At 68.7% G+C, this 21,863-nt stretch carries 23 protein-coding genes; 14 read left to right on the forward strand and 9 right to left on the reverse strand.

Annotation, left to right across the window (positions count from 1 at the left end; genetic code table 11):
• The first annotated feature begins 82 nt into the window (after positions 1-82).
• From GVO57_RS09220 to dxs, 3 genes are all read left to right on the forward strand, one after another.
• Complete coding sequence (locus tag GVO57_RS09220; protein ID WP_201752609.1) at positions 83-451, forward strand: MerC domain-containing protein; 369 nt, start codon at positions 83-85, stop codon at positions 449-451.
• Between the two features lie 146 nt (positions 452-597).
• Positions 598-1,092: a Fur family transcriptional regulator gene (locus GVO57_RS09225; RefSeq protein ID WP_160592895.1), complete on the forward strand. Its 495-nt coding sequence runs from the start codon at positions 598-600 to the stop codon at positions 1,090-1,092.
• Positions 1,093-1,208: 116 nt separating this feature from the next.
• Positions 1,209-3,134 (forward strand): 1-deoxy-D-xylulose-5-phosphate synthase, encoded by a 1,926-nt coding sequence (gene dxs, locus GVO57_RS09230; RefSeq protein WP_160592896.1) that lies wholly within the window; start codon positions 1,209-1,211, stop codon positions 3,132-3,134.
• 99 nt (positions 3,135-3,233) lie between these two features.
• On the opposite strand, the gene GVO57_RS09235 is transcribed toward dxs, so the two are convergent.
• Positions 3,234-3,671: a PaaI family thioesterase gene (locus tag GVO57_RS09235; protein WP_201752610.1), complete on the reverse strand. Its 438-nt coding sequence runs from the start codon at positions 3,669-3,671 to the stop codon at positions 3,234-3,236.
• A complete protein-coding gene (locus GVO57_RS09240) occupies positions 3,668-4,372 on the reverse strand; it encodes an RBBP9/YdeN family alpha/beta hydrolase (protein ID WP_160592897.1) in 705 nt (234 codons plus the stop codon). The genes GVO57_RS09235 and GVO57_RS09240 overlap by 4 nt, the downstream gene beginning before the upstream one ends.
• Before the next feature lie 291 nt (positions 4,373-4,663).
• On the opposite strand from GVO57_RS09240, the gene GVO57_RS09245 reads away from it, so the two are divergent.
• A complete protein-coding gene (locus GVO57_RS09245) occupies positions 4,664-5,629 on the forward strand; it encodes a sodium-dependent bicarbonate transport family permease (protein ID WP_160592898.1) in 966 nt (321 codons plus the stop codon).
• On the forward strand, positions 5,626-5,940 hold the full coding sequence (locus GVO57_RS09250) for a P-II family nitrogen regulator (RefSeq protein WP_233281311.1): 315 nt from the start codon (positions 5,626-5,628) through the stop codon (positions 5,938-5,940). The genes GVO57_RS09245 and GVO57_RS09250 overlap by 4 nt, the downstream gene beginning before the upstream one ends.
• Before the next feature lie 39 nt (positions 5,941-5,979).
• Here GVO57_RS09250 and GVO57_RS09255 read toward each other — a convergent pair whose 3' ends face one another.
• Complete coding sequence (locus GVO57_RS09255) at positions 5,980-7,164, reverse strand: vWA domain-containing protein (RefSeq protein WP_160592899.1); 1,185 nt, start codon at positions 7,162-7,164, stop codon at positions 5,980-5,982.
• A gap of 139 nt (positions 7,165-7,303) precedes the next feature.
• Here GVO57_RS09255 and GVO57_RS09260 point away from each other — a divergent pair, with 139 nt between their 5' ends.
• Positions 7,304-8,704, forward strand: coding sequence for a methyl-accepting chemotaxis protein (locus tag GVO57_RS09260; RefSeq protein WP_160592900.1), 1,401 nt, complete (start codon positions 7,304-7,306; stop codon positions 8,702-8,704).
• A 39-nt stretch (positions 8,705-8,743) separates the two neighbouring features.
• On the opposite strand, the gene GVO57_RS09265 is transcribed toward GVO57_RS09260, so the two are convergent.
• Both GVO57_RS09265 and GVO57_RS09270 read right to left on the reverse strand, forming a co-directional pair.
• A complete protein-coding gene (locus GVO57_RS09265; protein WP_160592901.1) occupies positions 8,744-9,598 on the reverse strand; it encodes an AAA family ATPase in 855 nt (284 codons plus the stop codon).
• 292 nt (positions 9,599-9,890) lie between these two features.
• Positions 9,891-10,568, reverse strand: coding sequence for a DUF6975 family protein (locus GVO57_RS09270; RefSeq protein ID WP_160592902.1), 678 nt, complete (start codon positions 10,566-10,568; stop codon positions 9,891-9,893).
• A 149-nt stretch (positions 10,569-10,717) separates the two neighbouring features.
• Here GVO57_RS09270 and GVO57_RS09275 point away from each other — a divergent pair, with 149 nt between their 5' ends.
• Complete coding sequence (locus GVO57_RS09275) at positions 10,718-11,188, forward strand: MerR family transcriptional regulator (protein ID WP_160592903.1); 471 nt, start codon at positions 10,718-10,720, stop codon at positions 11,186-11,188.
• 154 nt (positions 11,189-11,342) lie between these two features.
• A complete protein-coding gene (locus GVO57_RS09280; protein ID WP_160592904.1) occupies positions 11,343-13,145 on the forward strand; it encodes an acyl-CoA dehydrogenase C-terminal domain-containing protein in 1,803 nt (600 codons plus the stop codon).
• A 69-nt stretch (positions 13,146-13,214) separates the two neighbouring features.
• Here the strand turns inward: GVO57_RS09280 and GVO57_RS09285 are convergent, their stop codons facing one another.
• A complete protein-coding gene (locus tag GVO57_RS09285) occupies positions 13,215-13,907 on the reverse strand; it encodes a type 1 glutamine amidotransferase domain-containing protein (protein ID WP_160592905.1) in 693 nt (230 codons plus the stop codon).
• A gap of 232 nt (positions 13,908-14,139) precedes the next feature.
• Between GVO57_RS09285 and GVO57_RS09290 the strand changes: the two genes are divergently transcribed.
• The 4 genes from GVO57_RS09290 (at position 14,140) to GVO57_RS09305 (ending at position 19,473) form a co-directional block, all read left to right on the forward strand.
• Entirely contained in the window at positions 14,140-16,032 is a 1,893-nt protein-coding gene (locus tag GVO57_RS09290) for a hypothetical protein (protein ID WP_160592906.1), read from the forward strand.
• Positions 16,033-16,138: 106 nt separating this feature from the next.
• Entirely contained in the window at positions 16,139-16,999 is an 861-nt protein-coding gene (locus tag GVO57_RS09295) for a tyrosine-type recombinase/integrase (protein WP_160593930.1), read from the forward strand.
• Between the two features lie 10 nt (positions 17,000-17,009).
• A complete protein-coding gene (locus GVO57_RS09300; protein ID WP_160592907.1) occupies positions 17,010-17,957 on the forward strand; it encodes an acetyl-CoA carboxylase carboxyltransferase subunit alpha in 948 nt (315 codons plus the stop codon).
• 67 nt (positions 17,958-18,024) lie between these two features.
• Positions 18,025-19,473: a M48 family metalloprotease gene (locus GVO57_RS09305; RefSeq protein WP_160592908.1), complete on the forward strand. Its 1,449-nt coding sequence runs from the start codon at positions 18,025-18,027 to the stop codon at positions 19,471-19,473.
• Between the two features lie 91 nt (positions 19,474-19,564).
• Here GVO57_RS09305 and GVO57_RS09310 read toward each other — a convergent pair whose 3' ends face one another.
• From GVO57_RS09310 to GVO57_RS09320, 3 genes are all read right to left on the reverse strand, one after another.
• Complete coding sequence (locus tag GVO57_RS09310; RefSeq protein ID WP_160592909.1) at positions 19,565-19,744, reverse strand: Flp family type IVb pilin; 180 nt, start codon at positions 19,742-19,744, stop codon at positions 19,565-19,567.
• 160 nt (positions 19,745-19,904) lie between these two features.
• Complete coding sequence (locus GVO57_RS09315) at positions 19,905-20,084, reverse strand: Flp family type IVb pilin (protein WP_160592910.1); 180 nt, start codon at positions 20,082-20,084, stop codon at positions 19,905-19,907.
• Between the two features lie 151 nt (positions 20,085-20,235).
• Positions 20,236-20,427, reverse strand: a complete 192-nt coding sequence (locus tag GVO57_RS09320; RefSeq protein ID WP_160592911.1) for a Flp family type IVb pilin — start codon at positions 20,425-20,427, stop codon at positions 20,236-20,238.
• A 180-nt stretch (positions 20,428-20,607) separates the two neighbouring features.
• On the opposite strand from GVO57_RS09320, the gene GVO57_RS09325 reads away from it, so the two are divergent.
• On the forward strand, positions 20,608-21,339 hold the full coding sequence (locus GVO57_RS09325) for a hypothetical protein (protein ID WP_160592912.1): 732 nt from the start codon (positions 20,608-20,610) through the stop codon (positions 21,337-21,339).
• Positions 21,340-21,397: 58 nt separating this feature from the next.
• A complete protein-coding gene (locus GVO57_RS09330) occupies positions 21,398-21,859 on the forward strand; it encodes a hypothetical protein (RefSeq protein WP_160592913.1) in 462 nt (153 codons plus the stop codon).
• Positions 21,860-21,863 lie beyond the last annotated feature (4 nt).

Consider the following 21,863-nt stretch of genomic DNA (forward strand, 5'->3'; position numbering starts at 1 on the left):
CATCACCGATGTTATATTGTGACGCACGTGATATTGTGACACGGGCCGCCAAGTGCCATATGGCCGCCCAAGGAGTCGTTAGTTGATCGTCAGGCTGCCAGCAACCGCAACGCTCGACCGGTGGGCCATCGGCCTGTCCGGGCTATGCGTCGTGCACTGCGTGACGAGCGTGCTGTTCGTGACCTTTCTGGCGACCACCGGCGGCGCGCTGCTCAGCCATCATTTCCATGAAATCGGCCTGGGCGTCGCGATCCTGATCGGCGTCGTCGCGCTGGTGCGCGGGGCGATCGATCATGGCTATACGCTGCCGTCTGCGATTGGCGGGCTGGGGCTAGGCGTCATGGCCGGGGCGCTGACGCTCGGGCATCAGGGCGATGAAGTGCTGGTGACGCTGTTCGGCGTCGCGCTGCTCGCGCTCGGCCACGATCTTAACCGCCGCGCCGCGCGCTGATCTGGCGCCGCGCTGCGCGCTGATCCGGCGCCGCGCCGCCCGCTGATCCGGCACCGCGCTTGCCGTTTGCCGGCGCTGGCCTTAAATCGGCCAAGCCTCGGCCACGGGCCATGATTAGTGCGGGTGCCATCACGAGTGCAGATGCGATGAACGCCGATACCTCTTCCCCGCCCGGCCATGGGCCGCACGATCACGCCCAGCATCAGGGCGCGGATCTGGTGCGGGCTGCGCGCCGGACGCTCGAGGCGGCGGGGGAGCAGTGGACGGCGATGCGCGAAAGCGTGTTCGCGACGCTGACCGGTTTTGATCGCCCAGCCTCGGCCTATGACATTGCCGATGCGGTATCCCGTGCCGAAGGGCGGCGGGTGGCGGCGAACAGCGTCTACCGGATTCTCGACCTGTTCGTCGGGGCCAATCTGGTCCGCCGCGTCGAAAGCGCCAACGCCTATGTCGCCAATGCGCATCCGGGCTGCCTGCACGACTGTATCTTTCTGGTATGCGACCAGTGCGGACAGACCACCCATATCGACGACGATCCCGTCGCCTCCAGCGTCCGCGCGGCGGCGGCGCGCACCGGCTTTTCGCCCGAACGGCCGGTGATCGAGGTGCATGGCCGCTGCGCCGACTGCAACGACGCCTGACCCGCCGTCACCTGACACTTATTGCCACCGGTTTCCTGCCCTGCCGCGCCGTGCCGGGGCGGCCGATGGGCGCGCAACCACCTTGCCTCAATCGTAACCAAGCGTAAAAAGAGACCATGTCCAACCTGCCTGACACGCCCCTGCTCGACACGGTCCCGACACCGGTTGAGCTTCGCAAACTCGCGCCCGACCAGCTGCGCCAGCTGGCCGATGAGCTGCGCGCCGAGATGATCTCGGCCGTGTCGGTCACCGGCGGCCATCTGGGTGCCGGGCTGGGTGTCGTCGAGCTGACGGTCGCCCTGCATTATGTGTTCGACACGCCGCGCGACCGGCTGATCTGGGACGTCGGCCATCAGGCCTATCCGCACAAGATCCTGACCGGGCGGCGCGACCGCATCCGCACGCTCCGCCAGGGTGGCGGCCTGTCCGGTTTCACCAAACGCTCCGAAAGCGAATATGATCCGTTCGGGGCGGCGCACAGCTCGACGTCGATCTCGGCGGCGCTCGGCTTTGCCATCGCCAACAAGCTGGCCGGCCAGCCGGGCAAGGCGATTGCCGTGATCGGCGACGGCGCGATGTCGGCCGGCATGGCCTATGAGGCGATGAACAACGCCAAGCCCGCGGGCAACCGGCTGGTCGTGATCCTCAACGACAATGACATGTCGATCGCCCCGCCGGTCGGCGGCCTGTCCGCCTATCTGGCGCGGCTGATCTCGTCGCAGGAATATATCGGCCTGCGCAACCTCGCCAAGCGCGTGACCCGCCGGCTGCCGCGCCCGTTCCAGAACGCCGCCGCCCGGGCCGAGGAATATGCGCGCGGCATGGCGACCGGCGGCACGCTGTTCGAGGAGCTGGGCTTTTATTATGTCGGCCCGATCGACGGGCATAATCTTGAGCATCTGATCCCGGTGCTCGAAAATGTCCGCGATTCCGACGAGGGGCCGGTGCTTGTCCATGTCGTCACGCAGAAGGGCAAGGGCTATGGCCCGGCCGAGGCGTCGGCGGACAAATATCATGGCGTGCAGAAGTTCGACGTGGTTTCGGGCAAGCAGGCGACCGCGCCCGCCGGCCCGCCCAGCTATACCGGCGTGTTCGCCAAGGCGCTGACCGCCGAGGCGGAGCGCGACCCGACGATCTGCGCGATCACCGCCGCCATGCCGTCCGGCACCGGGCTGGACAAATTCGAGGCGCGCTTCCCCGACCGCACCTTTGATGTCGGCATCGCCGAACAGCATGCGGTGACCTTTGCCGCCGGCCTTGCGGCGCAGGGGATGCGGCCGTTCTGCGCGATCTATTCGACCTTCCTGCAGCGCGCCTATGACCAGGTGGTCCATGACGTCGCGATCCAGAACCTGCCGGTGCGCTTTGCGATCGACCGGGCCGGGCTGGTCGGCGCGGACGGGGCGACCCATGCCGGCAGCTTCGACATCGCCTATCTGGCGACGCTGCCCAACATGGTGGTGATGGCCGCCGCCGATGAGGTCGAGCTGGTTCACATGGTCCATACCTGCGCCCTGTATGACGATGGCCCGATCGCGCTGCGCTATCCGCGCGGCAATGGCGTCGGCCTCGACCTGCCGGCGGTGCCCGAGCGGCTGGAGATCGGCCGTGGCCGCGTGGTGCGCCAGGGCAAGACGGTGGCGATCATGTCGCTCGGCACCCGGCTGCACGAGGCGCTGATCGCCGCCGACCGGCTGGAGGCGCAGGGCCTGTCGACCAGCGTCATCGACCTGCGCTTTGCCAAGCCGCTGGACGAGGAACTGATCCGCAAGACGCTCGCCGCGCATGAAGTGGCGGTGACGATCGAGGAAGGCGCGGTCGGCGGGCTGGGCGCGCATGTGCTGACGCTGGCGAGCGATCTGGGCCTGATCGATGCCGGGCTGAAGCTGCGCACGCTGCGCCTGCCCGACACCTTCCAGGATCATGACAAGCCCGAGCTGCAATATGCCGAAGCCGGGCTGGATGCCGATGCGCTGGTCGACACGGTGCTGAAGGCGCTGCGCAAGAACAGCGTCGGGGTGGTCGAGGGCGCGCGCGCCTGATCCGGGCGCGCGGGCCGAATGCGCGGGCCGGGCCGCCGGATGGCGGCCCGACGCCTCAGTCCAAAGGCCCGATGCGTCAGCCCAAAAAAAGAACGCGCGTCAGCCGACGGGAACGATGGTGGCCTGCGCGATGGCGGCCAGCACCGGCTCCGCGTCGTCGCTTTCCGCCCACACATCGGCGCGCACCACCACCTGACGCCGCCCTTTCCGGATCACCTGCCCGCGCGCGCGCAGCCGGCTGCCCCGCGCCGGGGCGAGGAAGCTGATCGTATAGCTGCCGGTCACGACATCGCCCGCGACCGATGCCGCCGCCCACGCACAGGCATTGTCGGCCATCATGCCGACAATCGCACCGTGCGCATGGCCGTGATGCTGGGTCAGGTCGGGCCGCATCGCCAGCACCAGTTCGGCCTCGCCGTTCCAGATCCTGACCGGCTCGACCCCGGCAAAACGGCTGAACCCGCTGCCCGCGACCGCCACCTCGCGCATATAGGCAAGCAGCTGGTCGGGCGTGTCGAACCGGGGCCGTTCAGTCATCCCCCGACCATAGCCGAACCGGCAGCGGCGTCCATCGCCGGTGGCGCCGGGCGGGCGCAGGCATCGTCACCGGGCGCCGGGGCCGGCTGAGACGGGTCGATCAGGCGCTGGAGCAGCACCTGCCCCTCCGCCCACTCGCCCAGGCCCGAAGCGGCGTTGATATGGCCCGCCGCCCCGACACAGGCAAAGCGCGCCCCCCAGTCGGCGGCAAGGCTGCGGGCGGCGGCGATGCTGATCCACGGATCATCCGCGCTCGCCACCAGGATCGCCGGAAAGGGCAGCGGGCGGCGCGGCGTCGGCGCGAAATCGGCCAGTTCGGCGGCGAGCGGACGAAACCCCAGATCGGGCGGCGCGACCAGCAGTGCGCCCCTGACCGGGCCGGGCCAGTGCAGGCCCGCCAGTTCGCTCCACCACGCAAGCGCGATGCAGCCCAGGCTGTGTGCGGCGAACACCACCGGCGCGCCTGCCGCGCGCACCGCCTGGTCGATCCGGGTGACCCAGGGGTTGCGGCGCGGCCGGTCCCACATCCCCAGTTCGATGCGCCGGGTATCGCGCCGCACGGTTTCCCAGCGGCTCTGCCAGTGCGACGGGCCCGAGCCGCGCAGGCCCGGCACGGTCAGCACCACCGGGGCGGACGCGGCCGGCGATGCGGAAAAGGAATGCGTGGTGGAGCGGGGGTGGGTCGGGCGGGATTGGGGCATGGCATGGTCTCCTGCCTGATATGCCGGGGAGGGGGCGGAAGACCGTGCGGGTCCGGGCCTTGGACCCGCACGGCCGCCCTTCTCACGAGGCCCGCTCACTATAACCAAACCAAAACGGTAGACTATAGCAGTGCGACGGAGTGCCGCCGCCCCGCGCCGGAACGAGGCGTGGCGCAACCGGGGTAAAGCCGGGCTTTATCCGTCCCCTCCGGCACCGCCCGGGCTTGCCGGGCGGCGGTCATGCGATTATCCGCCGGCCGCGCTGACGGAGGCTCGAACAGGGGGGCATTGATGACCGCGCTCGACGCGCTGACCCAGCCGGTGGTGCTGTTTTTCCTGCTGGGGGCGCTTGCGGCCTTTGCGCGGTCAGACCTTGCCGTGCCCGAAGCGGTTGCCAAGGGCCTGTCGCTTTATCTGATGATGGCGATCGGCCTGCGCGGCGGGGCGGAGGTCGCGCATTTCGGGGCCAGCCCGCAAATGGGCCTCGCGATGGCCGCCGGGATCGGGCTGAGCTTTTTGCTGCCGCTGCCGGTGTTCTTCCTGCTGCGTGCCGCCGCCCGGCTCGACCGCACCAACGCGGCGGCCGTCGCCGCCCATTACGGCTCGGTCAGCGTCGTCACCTTTGCGACCGGCAGCGAGCTGCTGCGCCAGCATGGCCTGCCGGCCGCCGGCTATATGGTCGCGGTGCTGGCGGTGATGGAAACGCCGGCGATCATCACCGGCCTGGCGCTGGCGCGGGCCGGGCGGCGCGGGCGCGATGAACTCGCGCCGCGCGGCGGACTTCTTCACGAGACGTTCCTCAACGGCTCGGTGGTGCTGCTGCTCGGCAGCTTTCTGATCGGCATGCTGGCCGGCGATCATGGGCTGGCGCCGATCCGGCCGGTCTATGACGGGCTGTTCCGCGGGCTTTTGTGCCTGTTCCTGCTCGACATGGGGCTGATCGCCGCGCGGCGGCTGATGGACGGGCGCGCGCTCACCGCGCGCACCGTGGCGTTCGCGATCCTGATCCCGATCGTGCAGGGCGCGCTTGGTGTTGCGCTCGGCACGGCGCTTGGCCTTGGGCCGGGCACCAGCGCGCTGCTCGGCATTCTGGCGGGCAGCGCCTCCTATATCGCGGTGCCGGCAGTGATGCGGCTTGCGCTCCCCGTTGCCGATCCCGGACTTTATCTCGGCATGAGCCTGGCCGTGACCTTTCCCTTCAACCTGACTTTGGGCATCCCTTGCTACATCTGGATCGCGGAAAGGCTGGGCGCATGACGGTGATGGTAGAGCGGCGGCGGGTTGAAGTCCTGATCGACGAACCGCTGCTGCCGGCGCTGGTCGAACTGGCGCAGGCGGCGGGGGTCAGCCGCTATACGCTGCTGCCGGCGCTGGGCGGGGCGGGGGCCTATGGCCGCTGGCGCGACGACCAGCTGTCGGGCGCGACCGGCAAGGTGATGTTCCTCGCCATCACCACGCGCGCGGCGGCGGATGCCTTTGTCGAGCGGCTGGAACCGCTGCTCGACAGCCACAATCTGATGCTGCTGAGCAGCGACGTCGAAGTGGTGCGCGGCCCGCGCTTCGGCTGAGGGGGCGGGCTGATGGGGTGGGCCGGGGCCGCCCCGCGCTCAGCCCTGTTTGCGGCTGAGCGAGCGCATCGCGTCGTCCAGCCCGGCGAGCGTCAGCGGGAACATCCGTCCGCCGATCAGTTCGCGCATCATCGCGATCGACTGTGAATAGCCCCAGTGCTTTTCGGGCACCGGATTGAGCCATGCGGCCGCCGGATAGGTGTTGACCAGCCGCTGCATCCACACCGTGCCCGGTTCCTCGTTGAAATGTTCGACCGAACCGCCGGGGTGGCTGATCTCATAGGGGCTCATCGACGCATCGCCGACGAAGATCAGCTTATAGTCATGGCCATATTTGTGCAGCACGTCCCAGGTTGGCGTGCGTTCGGTGAAGCGGCGGCGATTGTCTTTCCACACGCCTTCATAGGGGCAATTGTGGAAATAGAAGAATTCCAGATTCTTGAACTCCGACGTCGCGGCCGAGAACAGCTCCTCGCACAGCTTGATATGCGGGTCCATCGAGCCGCCGACATCGAGGAACAGCAGCAGCTTGACCGCATTGTGGCGTTCCGGGCGCATGCGGATGTCGAGCCAGCCCTGGCGCGCGGTGCCGTCGATCGTCGCATCGACGTCCAGCTCGTCGGCTGCGCCCTCGCGCGCGAACCGGCGCAGGCGGCGCAGCGCGACCTTGATGTTGCGCGTGCCCAGTTCGCGGGTCGAATCGAGATTCTTGAACTCGCGCTTGTCCCAGACCTTGATCGCCTTGCCGTGCCGGCCTTCCTCCTGGCCGATCCGCACGCCTTCGGGGTTATAGCCATGCGCGCCGAAGGGGGAGGTGCCGCCGGTACCGATCCATTTGTTGCCGCCCTGATGGCGTTCCTTCTGTTCTTCCAGCCGCGCCTTGAGCGCCGCCATGATCTCGTCCCATGAGCCGAGCTTCTCGATCTCGGCCATCTGTTCTTCGGTCAGGTAAAGCTCGGCCACCTTGCGCAGCCATTCCTCGGGGATTGCGACCGTCTCGGTGCCATAGCTGGTCTCGATGCCGCGAAACACCTTGCCGAACACCTGGTCGAACCGGTCGAGCAGCCCCTCGTCCTTCACATAGGTGGCGCGCGCCAGATAATAGAAATCCTCGGGCCGCTGGCCGATCACGTCGCGGTCGAGCGCTTCCAGCAGCAGCAGATGCTCCTTGAGCGAGGCGGGGATGCCGGCAAGGCGCAGCTCGTCGAGAAAGTTCAGGAACATGGACACAAGGCTGGCATGGCCCGGCCGCCGGGGCAAGAGGCGGTATCCGGCCCCGCCACAGGGTTAACCGGCGATCAACCCTTCTCGGCTAACGGCTTGAAGATTGGGGTGACAATCAGAGCGACGGGGCGAGAACGGCATGATCCAGGGCGCGGTGACGGCGGCTGATCCGGGCGCGATCGACATGGTCGCAAAGTCGTGCGGCGATCTTGCGGTCGGCTGCACGGCGGCGGCGGTGCATGTCACCCGCGTCGCCGACAGCCTCAGCCGCCAGATGGCGGTCCTCGACGATCTGGAAAAGGTCACCGCCTCGCTCGAGGCCGATCAGCGCCGCGCCGCCGATTCGACCGATGAGGCCCGGCTGCTCGCCGAAAAGGCGCGGGCGCGGCTGAGCGAGGGGGCGAAGATCATCCGCGGCTCGATGGCCGAGTTCACCGCGCTCACCGAAATGGTCGTGCAGCTGGGCCAGCAGGTGACGAGCTTTGCCGCCGCGATGGCGCAGGTGCAGCGCGTCACCCATGGCATCGATGCGATTGCGCGCACGACGAACATGCTGGCGCTCAACGCCGCGATCGAGGCCGAACGGGCAGGGGCCGCCGGCCGCACCTTCGCCGTCGTGGCGGCCGAGGTGAAGAAGCTGGCGCAGGACACGCGCGGCGCGACCGAGGAAATCAGCGCGACCATGGGTTCGCTCGGCCATGAGGCGGAGCGGTTCATCGCCGAGATCAGCGACGGCGTCGCCAAGAGCCGCGCCGCCCAGTCGAGCTTTGCCGCCGTCAACGACACTTTGGCCGATGTCGCGCGCATCGTCGAGCTGGTCGAGCAGCAGTCGGACGGCATCGCGCGGTCGACCAGCCATATCCATGACAATGCGATCCGCGTGCGCGACGAGCTGGCCGGCTTTGTCGGCGATGCGCGCACCAACATGGCGCAGCTGCGCGATGCCCAGGCCAAGATGGTCGAGATGGAGCTGAAGTCGAACGACATGTTCAACCAGCTCGTCCATAGCGGCTTTGCCCATGAGGATCAGGGCTTTGTCGAAGTGGCGCTCAGCGCGCGCGACGAGGTTGCCGCGCTGATCGAGGCGGCGGTCGCGCGGGGCGAGATCGGCATGACCGATGTGTTCGATACCGATTATCGGCTGATCCCGGGGTCGGAGCCGCCGCGCTACGACAACCGCTTCGCCGATTTCGCCGATCGCCATATCCAGCCGATCATCGACCGGCTGATCCGGTCGGACCCGCGCATCGAGGGCGTCGTGTGTTCCGACGTCAATGGCTATCTGCCCACGCACGAAAGCCGCCGGTCGCAGCCGCCGCGCGCCGATGATCCGACCTGGAACGAGATCAACTGCCGCAACCGGCGCATCTTCGCCGATTCAGCCACGATGCGCGCGGTGAAGAGCGACGCCCCGTTCCTGATGGCGGTCTATCAGCTCGACCGCGCGCATGATTCGGTGATGGTGAAGGACGTGTTCGTGCCGCTGTGGATCGGCGGCCGCCGCTGGGGCAATTTCGAAATCGCCTATGTGAACGGCTGAACGCGCGGGCCGGCGCCCGCGCCCCGGCCCTTTTTGCGTTCAGCCCTGCGGGCGGCTTTGGCGCTTGGCCATGAACGCCAGCCGTTCGAACAGCATCACATCCTGCTCGTTCTTGAGCAGCGCGCCGTGCAGCGGCGGGATCGCCTTGGTCGGGTCGCGGTTCTGCAGCACGTCGAGCGGCATGTCTTCGTTGAGCAGCAGCTTCAGCCAGTCGAGCAGTTCGCTGGTCGACGGCTTCTTCTTCAGGCCCGGCACCTCGCGGATGTCGTAGAAGATATCCATCGCCCGCTGGACGAGCAGTTTCTGGATGCCGGGGAAATGCACGTCGACGATCGCCTGCATCGTGTCCCGGTCGGGGAACTTGATATAGTGGAAGAAGCAGCGGCGCAGAAACGCGTCGGGCAGTTCCTTTTCATTGTTCGACGTGATGACGACGATCGGCCGTTCACGCGCGACAATCGTCTCGCGCGTTTCATAGACATGGAACTGCATCCGGTCGAGCTCATGGAGCAGGTCGTTCGGAAACTCGATATCGGCCTTGTCGATCTCGTCGATCAGCAGCACCGGCAGCTCGGGGGATTCAAACGCCTCCCACAGCTTGCCCTTGCGGATATAGTTGGCGATGTCGTGCACGCGCGGATCGCCGAGCTGGCCGTCGCGCAGCCGCGCCACCGCGTCATATTCATACAGGCCCTGATGGGCCTTGGTCGTCGATTTGACGTTCCATTCGATGAGCGGGGCGCCCACCGCCTTGGCGATTTCCTGCGCCAGCACGGTCTTGCCGGTGCCGGGTTCGCCCTTGACGAGCAGCGGCCGGCGCAGCGTGACCGCCGCATTGACCGCGACCTTCAGATCGTCGGTGGCGACATAATCGCTGGTGCCTTCAAAACGCATTCCCCGCCTCCTGCTGACCGTTCCGGACTGGCAGCTTCAGGGGATAGGTTCCGTTTACGCGAAGGGCAAGCGCGGGGTTGTTTGTCGCGGCACCGGGAGTCGTTTGTTTGGGAAGAACGGCACCGGGTGTTTTCGTTTGAGAAGAACGGCACCGGCCCGCTCCCCCACCCGGCCACCCAACGGCAGGATACGCTATGGGTGGCCGGGTGGGGGAGCGGGCCGGTGCCGCCCCCGCGCCGTGAGGCGCGCACCAAACAACTCCCCGCGCGAGGCGGGAAAAAAACAAAAACCTTCAGGCCGCGAGCCGTGCCCGTGCCGCGCGCCGCGCTTCGAGCAGGTCCCACAGCCCGCGATGCTGGGCGAGGATCTGCTGCGCGCCGAAACTCATCGCGCGTTCAAGCGCCGGGGTTTCGGCAAAGGCCATGGCGACCGTCCGCGTTTCGGCCTCCAGCGGCAGGGCGGCGGGCGCGATGTCGAGCATCGCGCGCTCGGCCGCCGCGTCGAGCACGCGGCGCACAGCGCGCCAGTCGAGCGCGAGCGCGAACGCCGCGCCAAGGGCGCAGCCATGGCGGTCGGACATTGACAGCATTTCAAGGGCATGGCGCTGCTGGAGCACGGCAGCCTCGCTTTCGGCCTGGCCGGGCGTGCTGGGCAGCGGGCCGACCGCGACCGCGATCCGGGTGAGCAGCGCCCGTTCGGCGGCAAAGGCGTCGCGCGCATCGGCCAGCCAGCCGAGCGCCGCCGGATGGCTGGTGCGCGTCGCGGCATGATCGATCACCCCGGGCGCGCGGCCGTGGAGCACGCACAGATAATGGGCGGCGTCCGCCAGGTTGCGCGTGGCTTCGCGCCCGTCGCGCAGCAGCGGCGACTGCGGATAGGGGTGTCCGGCCGTGCCATCGGCCTCGACCAGCGAGACCAGCATGTCCGCGATGCCGCCGCTCAGGGCCGTCTCGATCGCCTGGTTCGTCATTTCCGTTCGATCCTCACCGGCGGGTTGCCGTCCCGCCACGGCCGACCGGTCTAGCCCAAGGGCGTAAAGACCCGGTTTATGCGCGCCTCCCGGCGGCTCGCGCGGGGCAGCCTCTTGACGTTTACGTAAATGCTGGTTTGATAGCGGACATGGTCAGCCAATCCGCAACCGCCGCCCACGCCGCCGCCCAAGCTGCCGCTCAGCCGCACCCGGCGACCGTTGATACGCCCGACAGCCAGAACCGGCTCAACTACAGCATCACCGACCTGTCGGAAGAGTTCGACGTCACCCCGCGCGCCCTGCGCTTCTATGAGGAAGAGGGGCTGATTTCGCCGATCAGGCGGGGCACGACGCGCATCTATACCAAGCGCGACCGGGCGCGGCTGGCCTGGATCCTGCGTGCCAAGCGCACCGGCTTCAGCCTGGCCGAGATCCGCGAGATGATCGACCTTTACGATCTGGGCGACGGCCGCCACATGCAGCGGCGCGTGACGATCGAGAAATGCAATGAGCGGATCGAACTGCTCAAACGCCAGCGCCTCGATATCGACGCGCAGATCGACGAGCTGGCCCGGTTCGTCCAGCGGGTCGAGGAAGTCGATCGCGCCAGCAACGGCTGACCGGGCGGGCGACAGCCCGGTGATTGCCACCGCCCCTCGCGCAGGGGGCCTTCGTAACCTATGATGCAGATGATCCGGATGGATCGGGCGGCGGCCGGATATGGCCCCTGGCTCAAGGCGCCCGATCCGGCCCCGAGGACAGGAGAGAGTGACCATGCCGACCTATACCGCCCCGGTGCGCGACACGCGCTTCGTGCTCGACCATGTGATCGGGCTTGATCGTTACGCCAATCTGCCCGGCTTTGAAGGCGCGACGCCCGACACGGTCGATGCCGTGCTGAACGAGGGCGGCCGGTTCGTGGCCGAGGTGCTGTTCCCATTGAACCAGATCGGCGACCGCGAGGGCTGCACCCGCCATGCCGATGGCAGCGTAACGACGCCGACCGGGTTCAAACAGGCCTATGCCCAGTTTGTCGAGGCCGGCTGGCCCACTTTGTCCGGGCCGACCGAATATGGCGGGCAGGGCCTGCCGCATGTCGTGATGACGGCGTTCGAGGAATATCTGGCCTCCGCCAACATGGCGTTCCAGATGTATCCGGGCCTGACGGCGGGCGCGACCGCGGCGATCCTGGCCAAGGGGTCGGACGCGCAGAAGGCGCTTTACTGCCCGAAGATGATTTCGGGCGAATGGGGCGGCACGATGAACCTGACCGAGCCGCAGTGCGGCACCGATCTGGGCCTCATCAAGACCAAGGCCGAGCCGCAGGCCGATGGCAGCTACAAGATCACTGGCACCAAGATCTTCATTTCGGCCGGCGAGCATGACCTGACCGACAACATCATCCATCTGGTGCTCGCCAAGGTCACCGGCGCGCCCGACAGCGTCAAGGGCATCAGCCTGTTCATCGTTCCCAAGGTGATGGTGAACCCCGACGGGTCGCTGGGCGCGCGCAACGCGGTCAGCTGCGGCTCGATCGAACACAAGATGGGCATTCACGGCAATGCCACCTGCGTGATGAACTATGACGGGGCGACCGGCTATCTGGTCGGTGAGGAAAACAAGGGCCTGGCCGCGATGTTCATCATGATGAACGCCGCGCGCCTGGGCGTCGGCCTGCAGGGGCTGGGCATTGGCGAGGTCGCCTATCAGAATGCCGTCGCCTATGCTGGCGACCGCCGCCAGGGCCGCGCGCTCACCGGTCCCGCCGAGCCGGAGGCCAAGGCCGACACGCTGTTCGTCCATCCCGATGTGCGCCGGATGCTGATGGAGGCCAAGGCGTTCAACGAAGGGCTGCGCGCGCTGTGCCTGTGGGGGGCGCTGCTCGTCGATCTCAGCCACAAGGCGCAGACCGAGGAGGAACGCGCCGAGGCCGACACGCTGATCAGCCTGCTGACCCCGGTCATCAAGGGCTTCGGCACCGACATGGGCTACCGGATCGCGACCGATGCCCAGCAGGTTTATGGCGGCCATGGCTATATCGAGGAATGGGGCATGGAACAGTATGTCCGCGATGCCCGGATCGCCATGATCTATGAAGGCACCAACGGCGTGCAGGCGATGGACCTTGTCGGCCGCAAGCTTCCGTCCAAGGGCGGGGCCGCGATCCAGGCGTTTTTCGCGCTGGTCGAACAGGAAATCGCCGCCGCCCGTCAGGGTCAGCTCACCGCCGAGGCGGACAAGCTCGCCGCCGCGCTCGATGTGCTCAAGGCGTCGACCATGTGGCTGATGCAGAACGGTTTTGCCAATCCCAACAATGCCGGGGCAGCGGCGGTGCCCTATATGCACCTGATGGGGCTGGTGACGCTTGGCATGCTGTGGCTGCGCATGGCCGGGGCGGCGCGCCGGCTGCTCGATGCGGGCGAGGGCGACCGCGCGTTTCTGGAAACCAAGCTGGTCACCGCGCGCTTCTTCGTCGACCGCATCCTGCCGCGCGTCCAAGGCCTGCGCGGCGAGCTGGAAGGCGGGGCGGAAACGGTGATGGCGCTGGCGCCCGAAGCCTTTGCCGTCGCGGCCTGACCGATAAAAAAGGGGGCCGGACATCGGCCCGGCCCCCTTTTTCCTGCACCCTGACGGGAAATGTCCCGCTCAGGCGGCGATGCGTTCCCGCGCCGCCGCCAGCGTCAGGTGCGCGACCTGTTCGGACGATGCCGGGTTCTGCCCGGTCACCAGCTGGCCGTCGCGCACCGCATAGGGGGCGAAATCGGGCGCGCCGCTGAACCGCCCGCCCAGTTCCTGCAGCCGGTCCTCGAGCAGGAACGGCACCGCATCATACAGGCCGACCGCGCGTTCCTCGCTGTTGGTGAAGCAGCTGAACTGCCGCCCGGCGACGATCGGCTGCCCGGCTGCATCCTTCACATTCACCAGCCCGGCGGGGCCGTGACAGACGGCGGCGACCGCCTTGCCGTCCGCCCACATCGTCTCGATCACGCGGATCAGCGCGGCGCTGTCGGGCAGGTCCCACATCGTGCCATGCCCGCCGGGCAGGAACACGCCGTCAAACCCGGCCGGATCGATATCGGCAATCGCGACCGAGGCATTGAGCCGGGCCATCGCCTCGGCATCCGCTTGGAACCGTGCGACGCTGGGCGCGATCTCGCCCGCCACCGAGTTGGCATCGATCGGCACCGCACCGCCGGCGATCGACGCCAGCGTCACATCGGCGCCGGCATCGATAAATGCCCAATAGGGCGTGGCCAGTTCCTCGAACCACAGGCCGGTCGGCTTGCCGGTATCGCCCATCGCGGCGTGCGAGGTGGCGACGATCAGAATCCGTGTCATGTCGTAAAGCTCCTTGTGCCCGCGCCCAGATAGGAAGGCCGGCCGGAAACAAAAGGGGCGGGCCGCATGTGCTGCAGCCGGCCCACCCGCCCGGCGTTGCCCGGCTGGGCCGGCTCTGCTAGCGCCTTGGGCCATGTTCCGGCGGGCCGCATCTGATCGTTTTTCCGTTTCCCGTCATGCGTCGGCTGAGGCTGGCGGCCCGGTTCGCGGCTGCGCGGGCGGGGGGCGCTGAATGTCGCGCCCGGTCCGCACCCTGGCCGTGCTTGCCGCCGGTGCCGCCTGTCTGGTCGCCGCCCTGCCGGCGACCGGCCAGCAGACGCCTGAATCGCTGCTACCGCCGGGCTTTGCCGATCCGCCGCGCCCCGCGCCGCCCCCGCCCGGCCCGACTTCGCCCGGCTCCCGCCCGCGCGGCCCGGCACAGCCAGGCCAGCCGCCCTCCGGCCCCGCCGCTCCGGCCGCATCGCCCTCCGCCGCGCCCCGTCCGGCGCAGCTGCTGCCCGGACAGTTTCAGCCCGGATCGCCTCAGACCGGCGCGCCGGTTCCGGCCTTGTCGCCTGCCGGGACCGGCCCGGTCGATCCGGCCGATCCGCTCGCCGCGCTGCCGGTCGATCCCTATGATCTGCCCGAACCGGCGCGCCGTTCCCCCGATCTGGTCGGCATTATCGATGCAGCGCAGGGCGGGCTTGACCGCGATGCATGGGGCGCGGCGGATGGCCGCTATCTCGCTGTCCTGCTCCAGCAGACGCGCGCGCCCATCGCCTCGCGCTGGGCGTCGATCCTGCTGCGCCGGGCGCTCCTCACCCGCGCGCCCGCGCCGCGCGGCGTCGCCGGGGCGGACTGGGTCGCCGAACGCGCCTGGCTGCTGCTGCGCATGGGCGAGGCCGATGCGGCGCGGATGCTGGTGTCGGGCGTCGATCTGGCAAGCTTCACCCCGCGCCTGATCGGCGTCGCCCAGCAGGTCGCGCTGGCGACCGGCGACCCGGCGGCGCTGTGCGGCCTGACCGGCCCCGCCGAAGCGGTCAGCCGCGAACCGGCCTGGGATCTGGCGCGGGCGATGTGTGCCGCCATGTCGGGCGAAACCGGCAGTGCCAATGTGCTGATCGACGGCGCGCGGCGCAGTGGCCGGGTGCGCGGCATCGATCTGCTGCTTGCCGAGAAACTGGTCGGCGCGGCCGGTGGCCGCCGTGCGGTCAATATCGAATGGACAGGGGTCGACCGGCTGACCGTGTGGCGCTTCGGGCTGGCGAGCGCGCTCAACGTGCCGATCCCGGCACCGCTGTTCGACACGGCAGGGGTGCAGGTGCGCGGCTGGGCGGCGCGTGCGCCGATGCGCAGCGCGGCTGAGCGGCTGGACGCGGCGGGCTGGGCGGCGGCGCTGGGCGTGCTGTCGAACCTTGCCTATGTCGATCTGGTCGGCGCGGCATTCGATGCCACCGATCCGGGCGAGGTGGGCGGCACATTGGGCGACCGGCTGCGCACCGCCTATAGCGGCGATGGCGCGGCCGAACGGCTGGAGGCGCTGCGCGGCCTGTGGACCGAGCCGACCGATCCGATGCTGCGCCATGCCCGGCTGGTGCTAACCGCGCGTGCCGCAGCACAGATCGCCCCGGCGGAAGATCATGCCGACGATGCCGCCACGCTGATCGCCGCGATGCTGACCGCCGGGCTGGACGATGCCGCCGCGCGCTGGGCCGCGATTGCCGCTGCCCGCCCGGCGGGCGACGGTGGCTGGGCGCTGCTGGCGGCGGGCGGGCCGGACGGGGCGGTTGTGATCGACCGGGCGCGGGTCGAGGCGCATCTGGATGCAGCGGGCGGCGAACAGGGCGCGCTGCTGCTCGCGGCGCTGGCCGGGCTGGGGCGGTTGTCGCCGGCCGATGTCGCGGCGCTCGCCACGCCGCGCGGCATCGCGCTTGGCCGTGCCGACAGCTGGACGCGCGAGATCGACCGCGCCGCCCGCGCCGGCGAGGCGGGAACGGTCGCGCTGCTGGTGGCGACCGGGCTGCAGACGCGTGACTGGCGCGCGGTGCCGCCTGCCTATCTGATGCACATTGTCGCGGCGCTGCGGCGCGTCGGCCGCGCCGGGGAGGCGCGGATGATCGCCGCCGAAGCGGTGACGCGCGCGTGACGGGGCCGGCGTGACGGACGGCGGAACAGGGCGCGGGGCCGCTGCCGGTTCCGCCCTGGCCGGGCCGCCGTCCGAGGACAGCCGGCTGATCGACCGTTTCCTCGAAATGCTGGTCGCGCAGGCGGGGGCGGCGGCCAACACGGTCATCGCCTATCGCACCGATCTGCAGCAGGCGTCCGCGCTGCTGGGCGGCGGGCTGGCCGGTGCCGATGCCGATGCGCTTGCGCGGCTGGGCGACGAATGGTCGGGCCTCGCGCGGTCAACCGTCGCGCGCAAGGCGGCGGCGGTGCGGCGTTTCCTCGCCTTTCTGGCCGAAGAGGGGTTCCGCGCCGATGATCCCGGCCGTGCGCTGCCCCGGCCGGGGACGACCCGGCCCTTGCCGCGCGTGCTCGATCATGCCGAGGTCGACCGGCTGTTCGCGGAGATCGACCGGCGGCTGGCCGCGCCCCATCCGCCGGTTGCCGATCTGCGGCTGTCGGCGCTGTTCGAGCTGCTTTACGGGTCCGGGCTGCGCGCGACCGAGCTGGTGTCGCTGCCGCGCCGCGCGGTCGCGCCCGACCGGCCCTTTCTTGTCATTCGCGGCAAGGGCGGGCGCGAGCGGCTGGTGCCGCTGTCGGACCGCGCCCGCGCGGCGGTGGCGCGCTGGTCCGACCATGTGCCGGGCGACCAGCCCTGGCTGTTTCCCTCGGGCAAGGGGCATCTCAGCCGGGTGCGGCTGTACCAGATCGTCAAGGCGCTCGCGGCGGCGGCGGGGATTTCGCCCGACCGGGTGTGGCCGCACGGGCTGCGCCATGCCTTTGCCACCCATCTGCTGGCCGGCGGGGCGGACCTGCGCGCGCTGCAGGCGATGCTTGGCCATGCCGATATCGCGACCACCCAGATCTACACCCATGTCGAGGCGAGCCGGCTGGTCGATCTCGTCAACGCGCATCACCCGCTCGTTGACGCGGCGGCGCGGACGACCTAGCGCCCGGCGCATGACCACGTTTCTGGACTTTGAAAAGCCGATCGCCGAACTGATGGCGCGGGTGCGCGAGCTGCGCGAGACCGCCGTTGACGGCACGCTCGACATCGACGCCGAGATCGCGCGGCTGGAAACCAAGGCCGACCGGGCGCTGCGCGACACCTATGCCCGGCTGACGCCCTGGCAGAAGACGCAGGTCGCGCGCCATCCCGCCCGGCCGCATTTCAAGCATTATGTCGCGTCGCTGATCAGCGATTTCATGCCGCTGGCCGGCGACCGCGCCTTTGCCGACGATCAGGCGATCCTGGGCGGGCTGGGGCGGCTGGGCAACCGCCGGGTGATGGTGATCGGCCATGAAAAGGGCGACGATACGCAGAGCCGGCTCCGCCACAACTTCGGCATGGGCAAGCCCGAGGGCTATCGCAAGGCGATCCGCCTGATGGAACTGGCCGACCGGTTCGGCCTGCCGGTCGTCACGCTGGTCGACACGTCGGGCGCATTCCCCGGCGTGCAGGCGGAAGAGCGCGGCCAGGCCGAGGCGATCGCCCGTGCCACCGAACAATGCCTGAAGCTGGGCGTGCCGATGGTGGCGGCGATCGTCGGCGAAGGCGGATCGGGCGGGGCGATCGCGCTTGCCGCCGCCAACCGCGTGCTGATGTTCGAACATGCCGTCTATTCGGTGATCTCGCCCGAAGGCTGCGCCTCGATCCTGTGGCGCACCGCCGACCGCGCGCCCGATGCGGCGGAGGCGATGAAGATCACCGCGCAGGATCTGAAGCAGCTGGGCGTCATCGACCAGATCGTGCCCGAGCCGCTGGGCGGCGCGCACCGCGATCCGGCGGGGGCGATCGGCGCGCTGGGGCAGGCGATCGGCGCGGCGCTCGATCAGCTGGCCGGCCAGCCGGCGGCGCGGCTGCGTGCCGACCGGCGCGCCAAATTCCTGGCGATGGGGCGCATCTGATCGCGGCGACGGAACGGCGTTCCGCCTTTTGCGATCAGCGCATGACGGCAAAGAGGCGGAACCGCGCATGAAACGGACGATCATTCTGGCCGCGACGGCGGCGCTGGCGCTAACGGTTCCGGCCGGCACCGGCGCGCAGGGCCAGCGCGCCCCGCGCGGGATTTCGCCGGCCGAGGCGCGGCAGGGCGCGGCCGCGCATCCGCAGCTGCTCGATGAATATGGCGGCAGCTATGGCGGCCCGCAGGATGGCTATGTCGCCCGGATCGGCCAGCGCATCGCCATCCAGTCGGGGCTGCCCGATGCGGGCTCGGCGATCCGGGTCACGCTGCTCAACGCGCCGGTCAACAACGCCTTCGCGGTGCCGGGCGGCTATGTCTATGTGACCCGCCAGCTGCTGGCGCTGATGAACGACGAGGCCGAACTGGCCGCCGTGCTCGGCCATGAGGTCGGCCATGTCGCCGCCCGGCACGGCGCATCGCGCAGCCGGGCGAGCACCTTCGGCACGCTGGGCGCGGTGCTGGTGGGCGTGCTGACCGGCAGTTCGGCGGCCACCCAGCTCGCCGGGCAGGCCGCGCAGCTGGTGACGCTGCGCTATTCACGGTCGCAGGAATATGAATCGGACGATCTGGGCGTCCGCTATCTGGCCGGGGCCGGTTACGACCCGGCGGCGATGGGGCGGGTGCTTGCCTCGCTTGCTGCGCAGGGCGCGCTCGATGCCCGGCTGGCCGGGCGCCCGGCGCAGCAGCTGCCGAGCTTTGCCAGCACCCATCCCGATCCGGGCAGCCGCGTCGCCCGCGCGCTGTCGCGCGCGCGGCAATATCCGGCGGCGGGCCGCGAACAGGGGCGCGACGCGTTTCTCGCCGCGCTCGACGGCATGGTCTATGGCGATGATCCCCGCCAGGGGGTGATTGACGGGCAGGCGTTTCTGCACCCCGAACTGCGGCTGGCGTTCCGCGCGCCGCCGGGTTTCCAGCTCACCAACGGCACCCGCGCGGTCAGCATCGCCGGGCCGGGCGGGCAGGCCCAGTTTGCCGGCGCACCTTTTGCGGGCGACCTTCAGGCCTATGTCGAGCGGGTGTTTGCCGGCCTGTCGCAGAACGGCCGGATCGCCGCCGGCGGCTGGCGGCGCGGCCGGGTCAACGGACTGGAGACGCTGTCGGCCACGGCCCGCGCGGCGGGCCAGCAGGGGGCGCTCGACGTCTCCGTCACCGCCTATGCCTTTGCGCCCGACCGCGCCTATCATGTGCTGACGATCGTGCCGGCCGGGCAGGGGATCGGCCCGTTCCTGCCGCTCATCGACAGCGTCCGGCGGCTGAGCGCGGAGGAGGCGGCCCGTATTCCGGTGCGCGAGATCGACATCGTCACCGTGCGCCCCGGCGATACGCCGCAGCGTCTGGCGCAGAACATGGCGTTTGACGATGCGCGGCTGGACAGGTTTCTGGTGCTGAACGGGCTGGCCGCCAATGCGGTGCTGCGGCCGGGGGACCGGGTGAAGCTGGTCGTCTATCGCCGCTGACGGATCGCCCCCGAAAAAGGCCGGCGCGAACACGAAAAAGGCGGAGCGCCTGGGGCGCCCCGCCTTCCCGTGTCGATAAGGGTCGACGCGATTAGCTGCCGTTGCCGGTCGAGTTCATGCCGTTCGCCGCGCTCTGGAAGGTGCGGGTCACGTTCCCGCCCAGGCTGCGCAGCGCGGTGATGGCGGCGACGGCGATCAGGGCGGCGATCAGGCCATATTCGATGGCGGTCGCGCCCTTGCTGTTCTTGATGAAGTTGCGAATGGTCTTCATTCCCGGTCTCCTAGACGTCAGTTCCACATACCCGGCCGGATTTTCATCGGCAGTGTCGGTGTATTGCGGGACAGGTTTCCAAAGAGTTGACGCGGGGCGGGAAACGCCGTGTCCAACGGGTTAACCCTGAGCATGCATTCGCCGCGCCCGCACAGCTTTATCAGCCGCCGTTGCCGGTCGAGTTCATGCCGTTGGCGGCGCTCTGGAAGGTGGTGGTGACATTGCCGCCCAGGCTGCGCAGCGCAGTGATGGCAGCAACGGCGATCAGGGCGGCGATCAGGCCATATTCGATCGCGGTCGCGCCCTTGCTGTTCTTGATGAAGTTGCGGATGGTCTTCATTCCCGGTCTCCTCAAAGTCAGAACAGGACGTCCGGACAGCAGCCGCGCCCTGGCGATGACGTGGGAGACCATCGCACCCAAATCTTAAATATTTGCTTGATCGATCGTTGAAGGCCGTTTTTACCCTCGATGACCGTTTTGTACGGTCGGATTATTGGCCGGCGTTGCGGTTCACCGATTCCACTTCGTTCGACACCCGGGTCCACATGCCGATCCCGTTGTCGCCGAACGCCTTGAAGGCCCCGATCGCGGCAAGGAAGATCAGCGCGATCAGCAGGCCATATTCGACCGCCGTCGCCCCCCGTTCCGACGCGCGAACGCGCGCGATGAAATGCCTGTCCATGTCTGCCCGCGTCCCCTGGCAAAAGCGTTGCCCGGTCTAGGACGAAGCCGTTAAGGAAAGATTACGGAAAAACGGCGGTTTTCTGCCGTTTTCGGGGCTGCGCGATCGAAAACCGGCCCTTTTGAGCGCAATGGCTTACGGACATAAGGAAAACCTTATGTGTCGCCGGGCGGCCGGCGCATGAGCTTTGACGCGCTTGCCTGGGCGGCCAAGCAGAGGCCCGGCAAACTGGCATCGAAAATGGCGCTGCTCGCGCTCGCCAACTACGCGGACGAGCAGGGGTGCGCATATCCCAGCACCGCTGCAATCGCCGCTTTTGGCGATATGGATCACAAGACGGCAACCGCTGCGCTGGATCACCTCGCAAACCTTGGGCTGATTGCGGACACGGGGAGGCGGGCCGGCCATACCAAGCAAATCAAGGTCTACCGGCTGGCCCTTGAAAGAGCCCCGGAAACGGAAGCCTACCAAAAGCGGAAGCCTCCCGCTTCTGCCGTCAAAGCCCCCCAAAAACGGGGCACGGATACAGTCAGGGAACCAGTAATCTCCGTTCCTCCGGAACGGCCGGCTGTGCCGCCCGCTCTCGGGCTGAGGGGCAATATCTTCTCGGCAGGCCTGAGGGTGATGATCGCGCTCGGCGTACCCGAACGCGAGGCCAGATCCATGCTCGGCAAGTGGAGAAAAAACTTCGGCGACGCCGCGACGTTTGACGCGGTTTGCACGGCCGAAGCCGAAGCGCCCTCCGATCCCATCCCATTCATCTCCCGCGTTTTGGAGACACGCCATGGAAAAACTCGCAACCACGCTCGATCAAGCGCGGAGCCCGGCGTCGGCCGCACTACCGCAGCAGCTCAGACCGTTCTCGCCCACATCGCGGCTCGTCGAAGCCGAAGCGCGCCTCCGACCGGCTGATCCCGATGACATCGTTACGGCGCTGGCGCCCGCGCTTGCCCTCGTCGGTGCGAGCGGAATGACACAGGATGACCGTGTCGAATGGCTGGCGGCCGCTGCCGATGCGCTCCGGGAATATCCGGCGGACCTTCTGCGCATCGGCATCGCTGAGGCAAGAAAGCGGGCAGACCATCCCAGCAAGATCATCCCCGCTGTCGTCGGCCATGTGGAGGAGCTGCTCATCGCGCGCCGCCGGGAGCTTCAGCGTGCACGGGATGCCGCATCGCCGCCCGCGCCTGCGCTGCCGACCGATGGCAGCCGCCACTGCTCAGCCGAGGATGCACGGGAAATTCTCGAGCGCTACGGCTTCAAGTCGTCTGTGCCGGCGACAACCGTCGAACGCGGTCCGCGAAGGCTGCCAACGGTCGACGACTATGTCGCTCTCGGAGTGAGCCGTGACGTCGCCGAAAAGGCGGTCGCCGACCGGCGCGCGCGCTGTGATGGCAGCCCGGCCCCTTCAAACTCGTCTCACAGGAGCTGATTCA

Origin of the sequence: Sphingomonas changnyeongensis (genome assembly GCF_009913435.1) — a bacterium.
Classification (GTDB): domain Bacteria; phylum Pseudomonadota; class Alphaproteobacteria; order Sphingomonadales; family Sphingomonadaceae; genus Sphingomonas_B; species Sphingomonas_B changnyeongensis.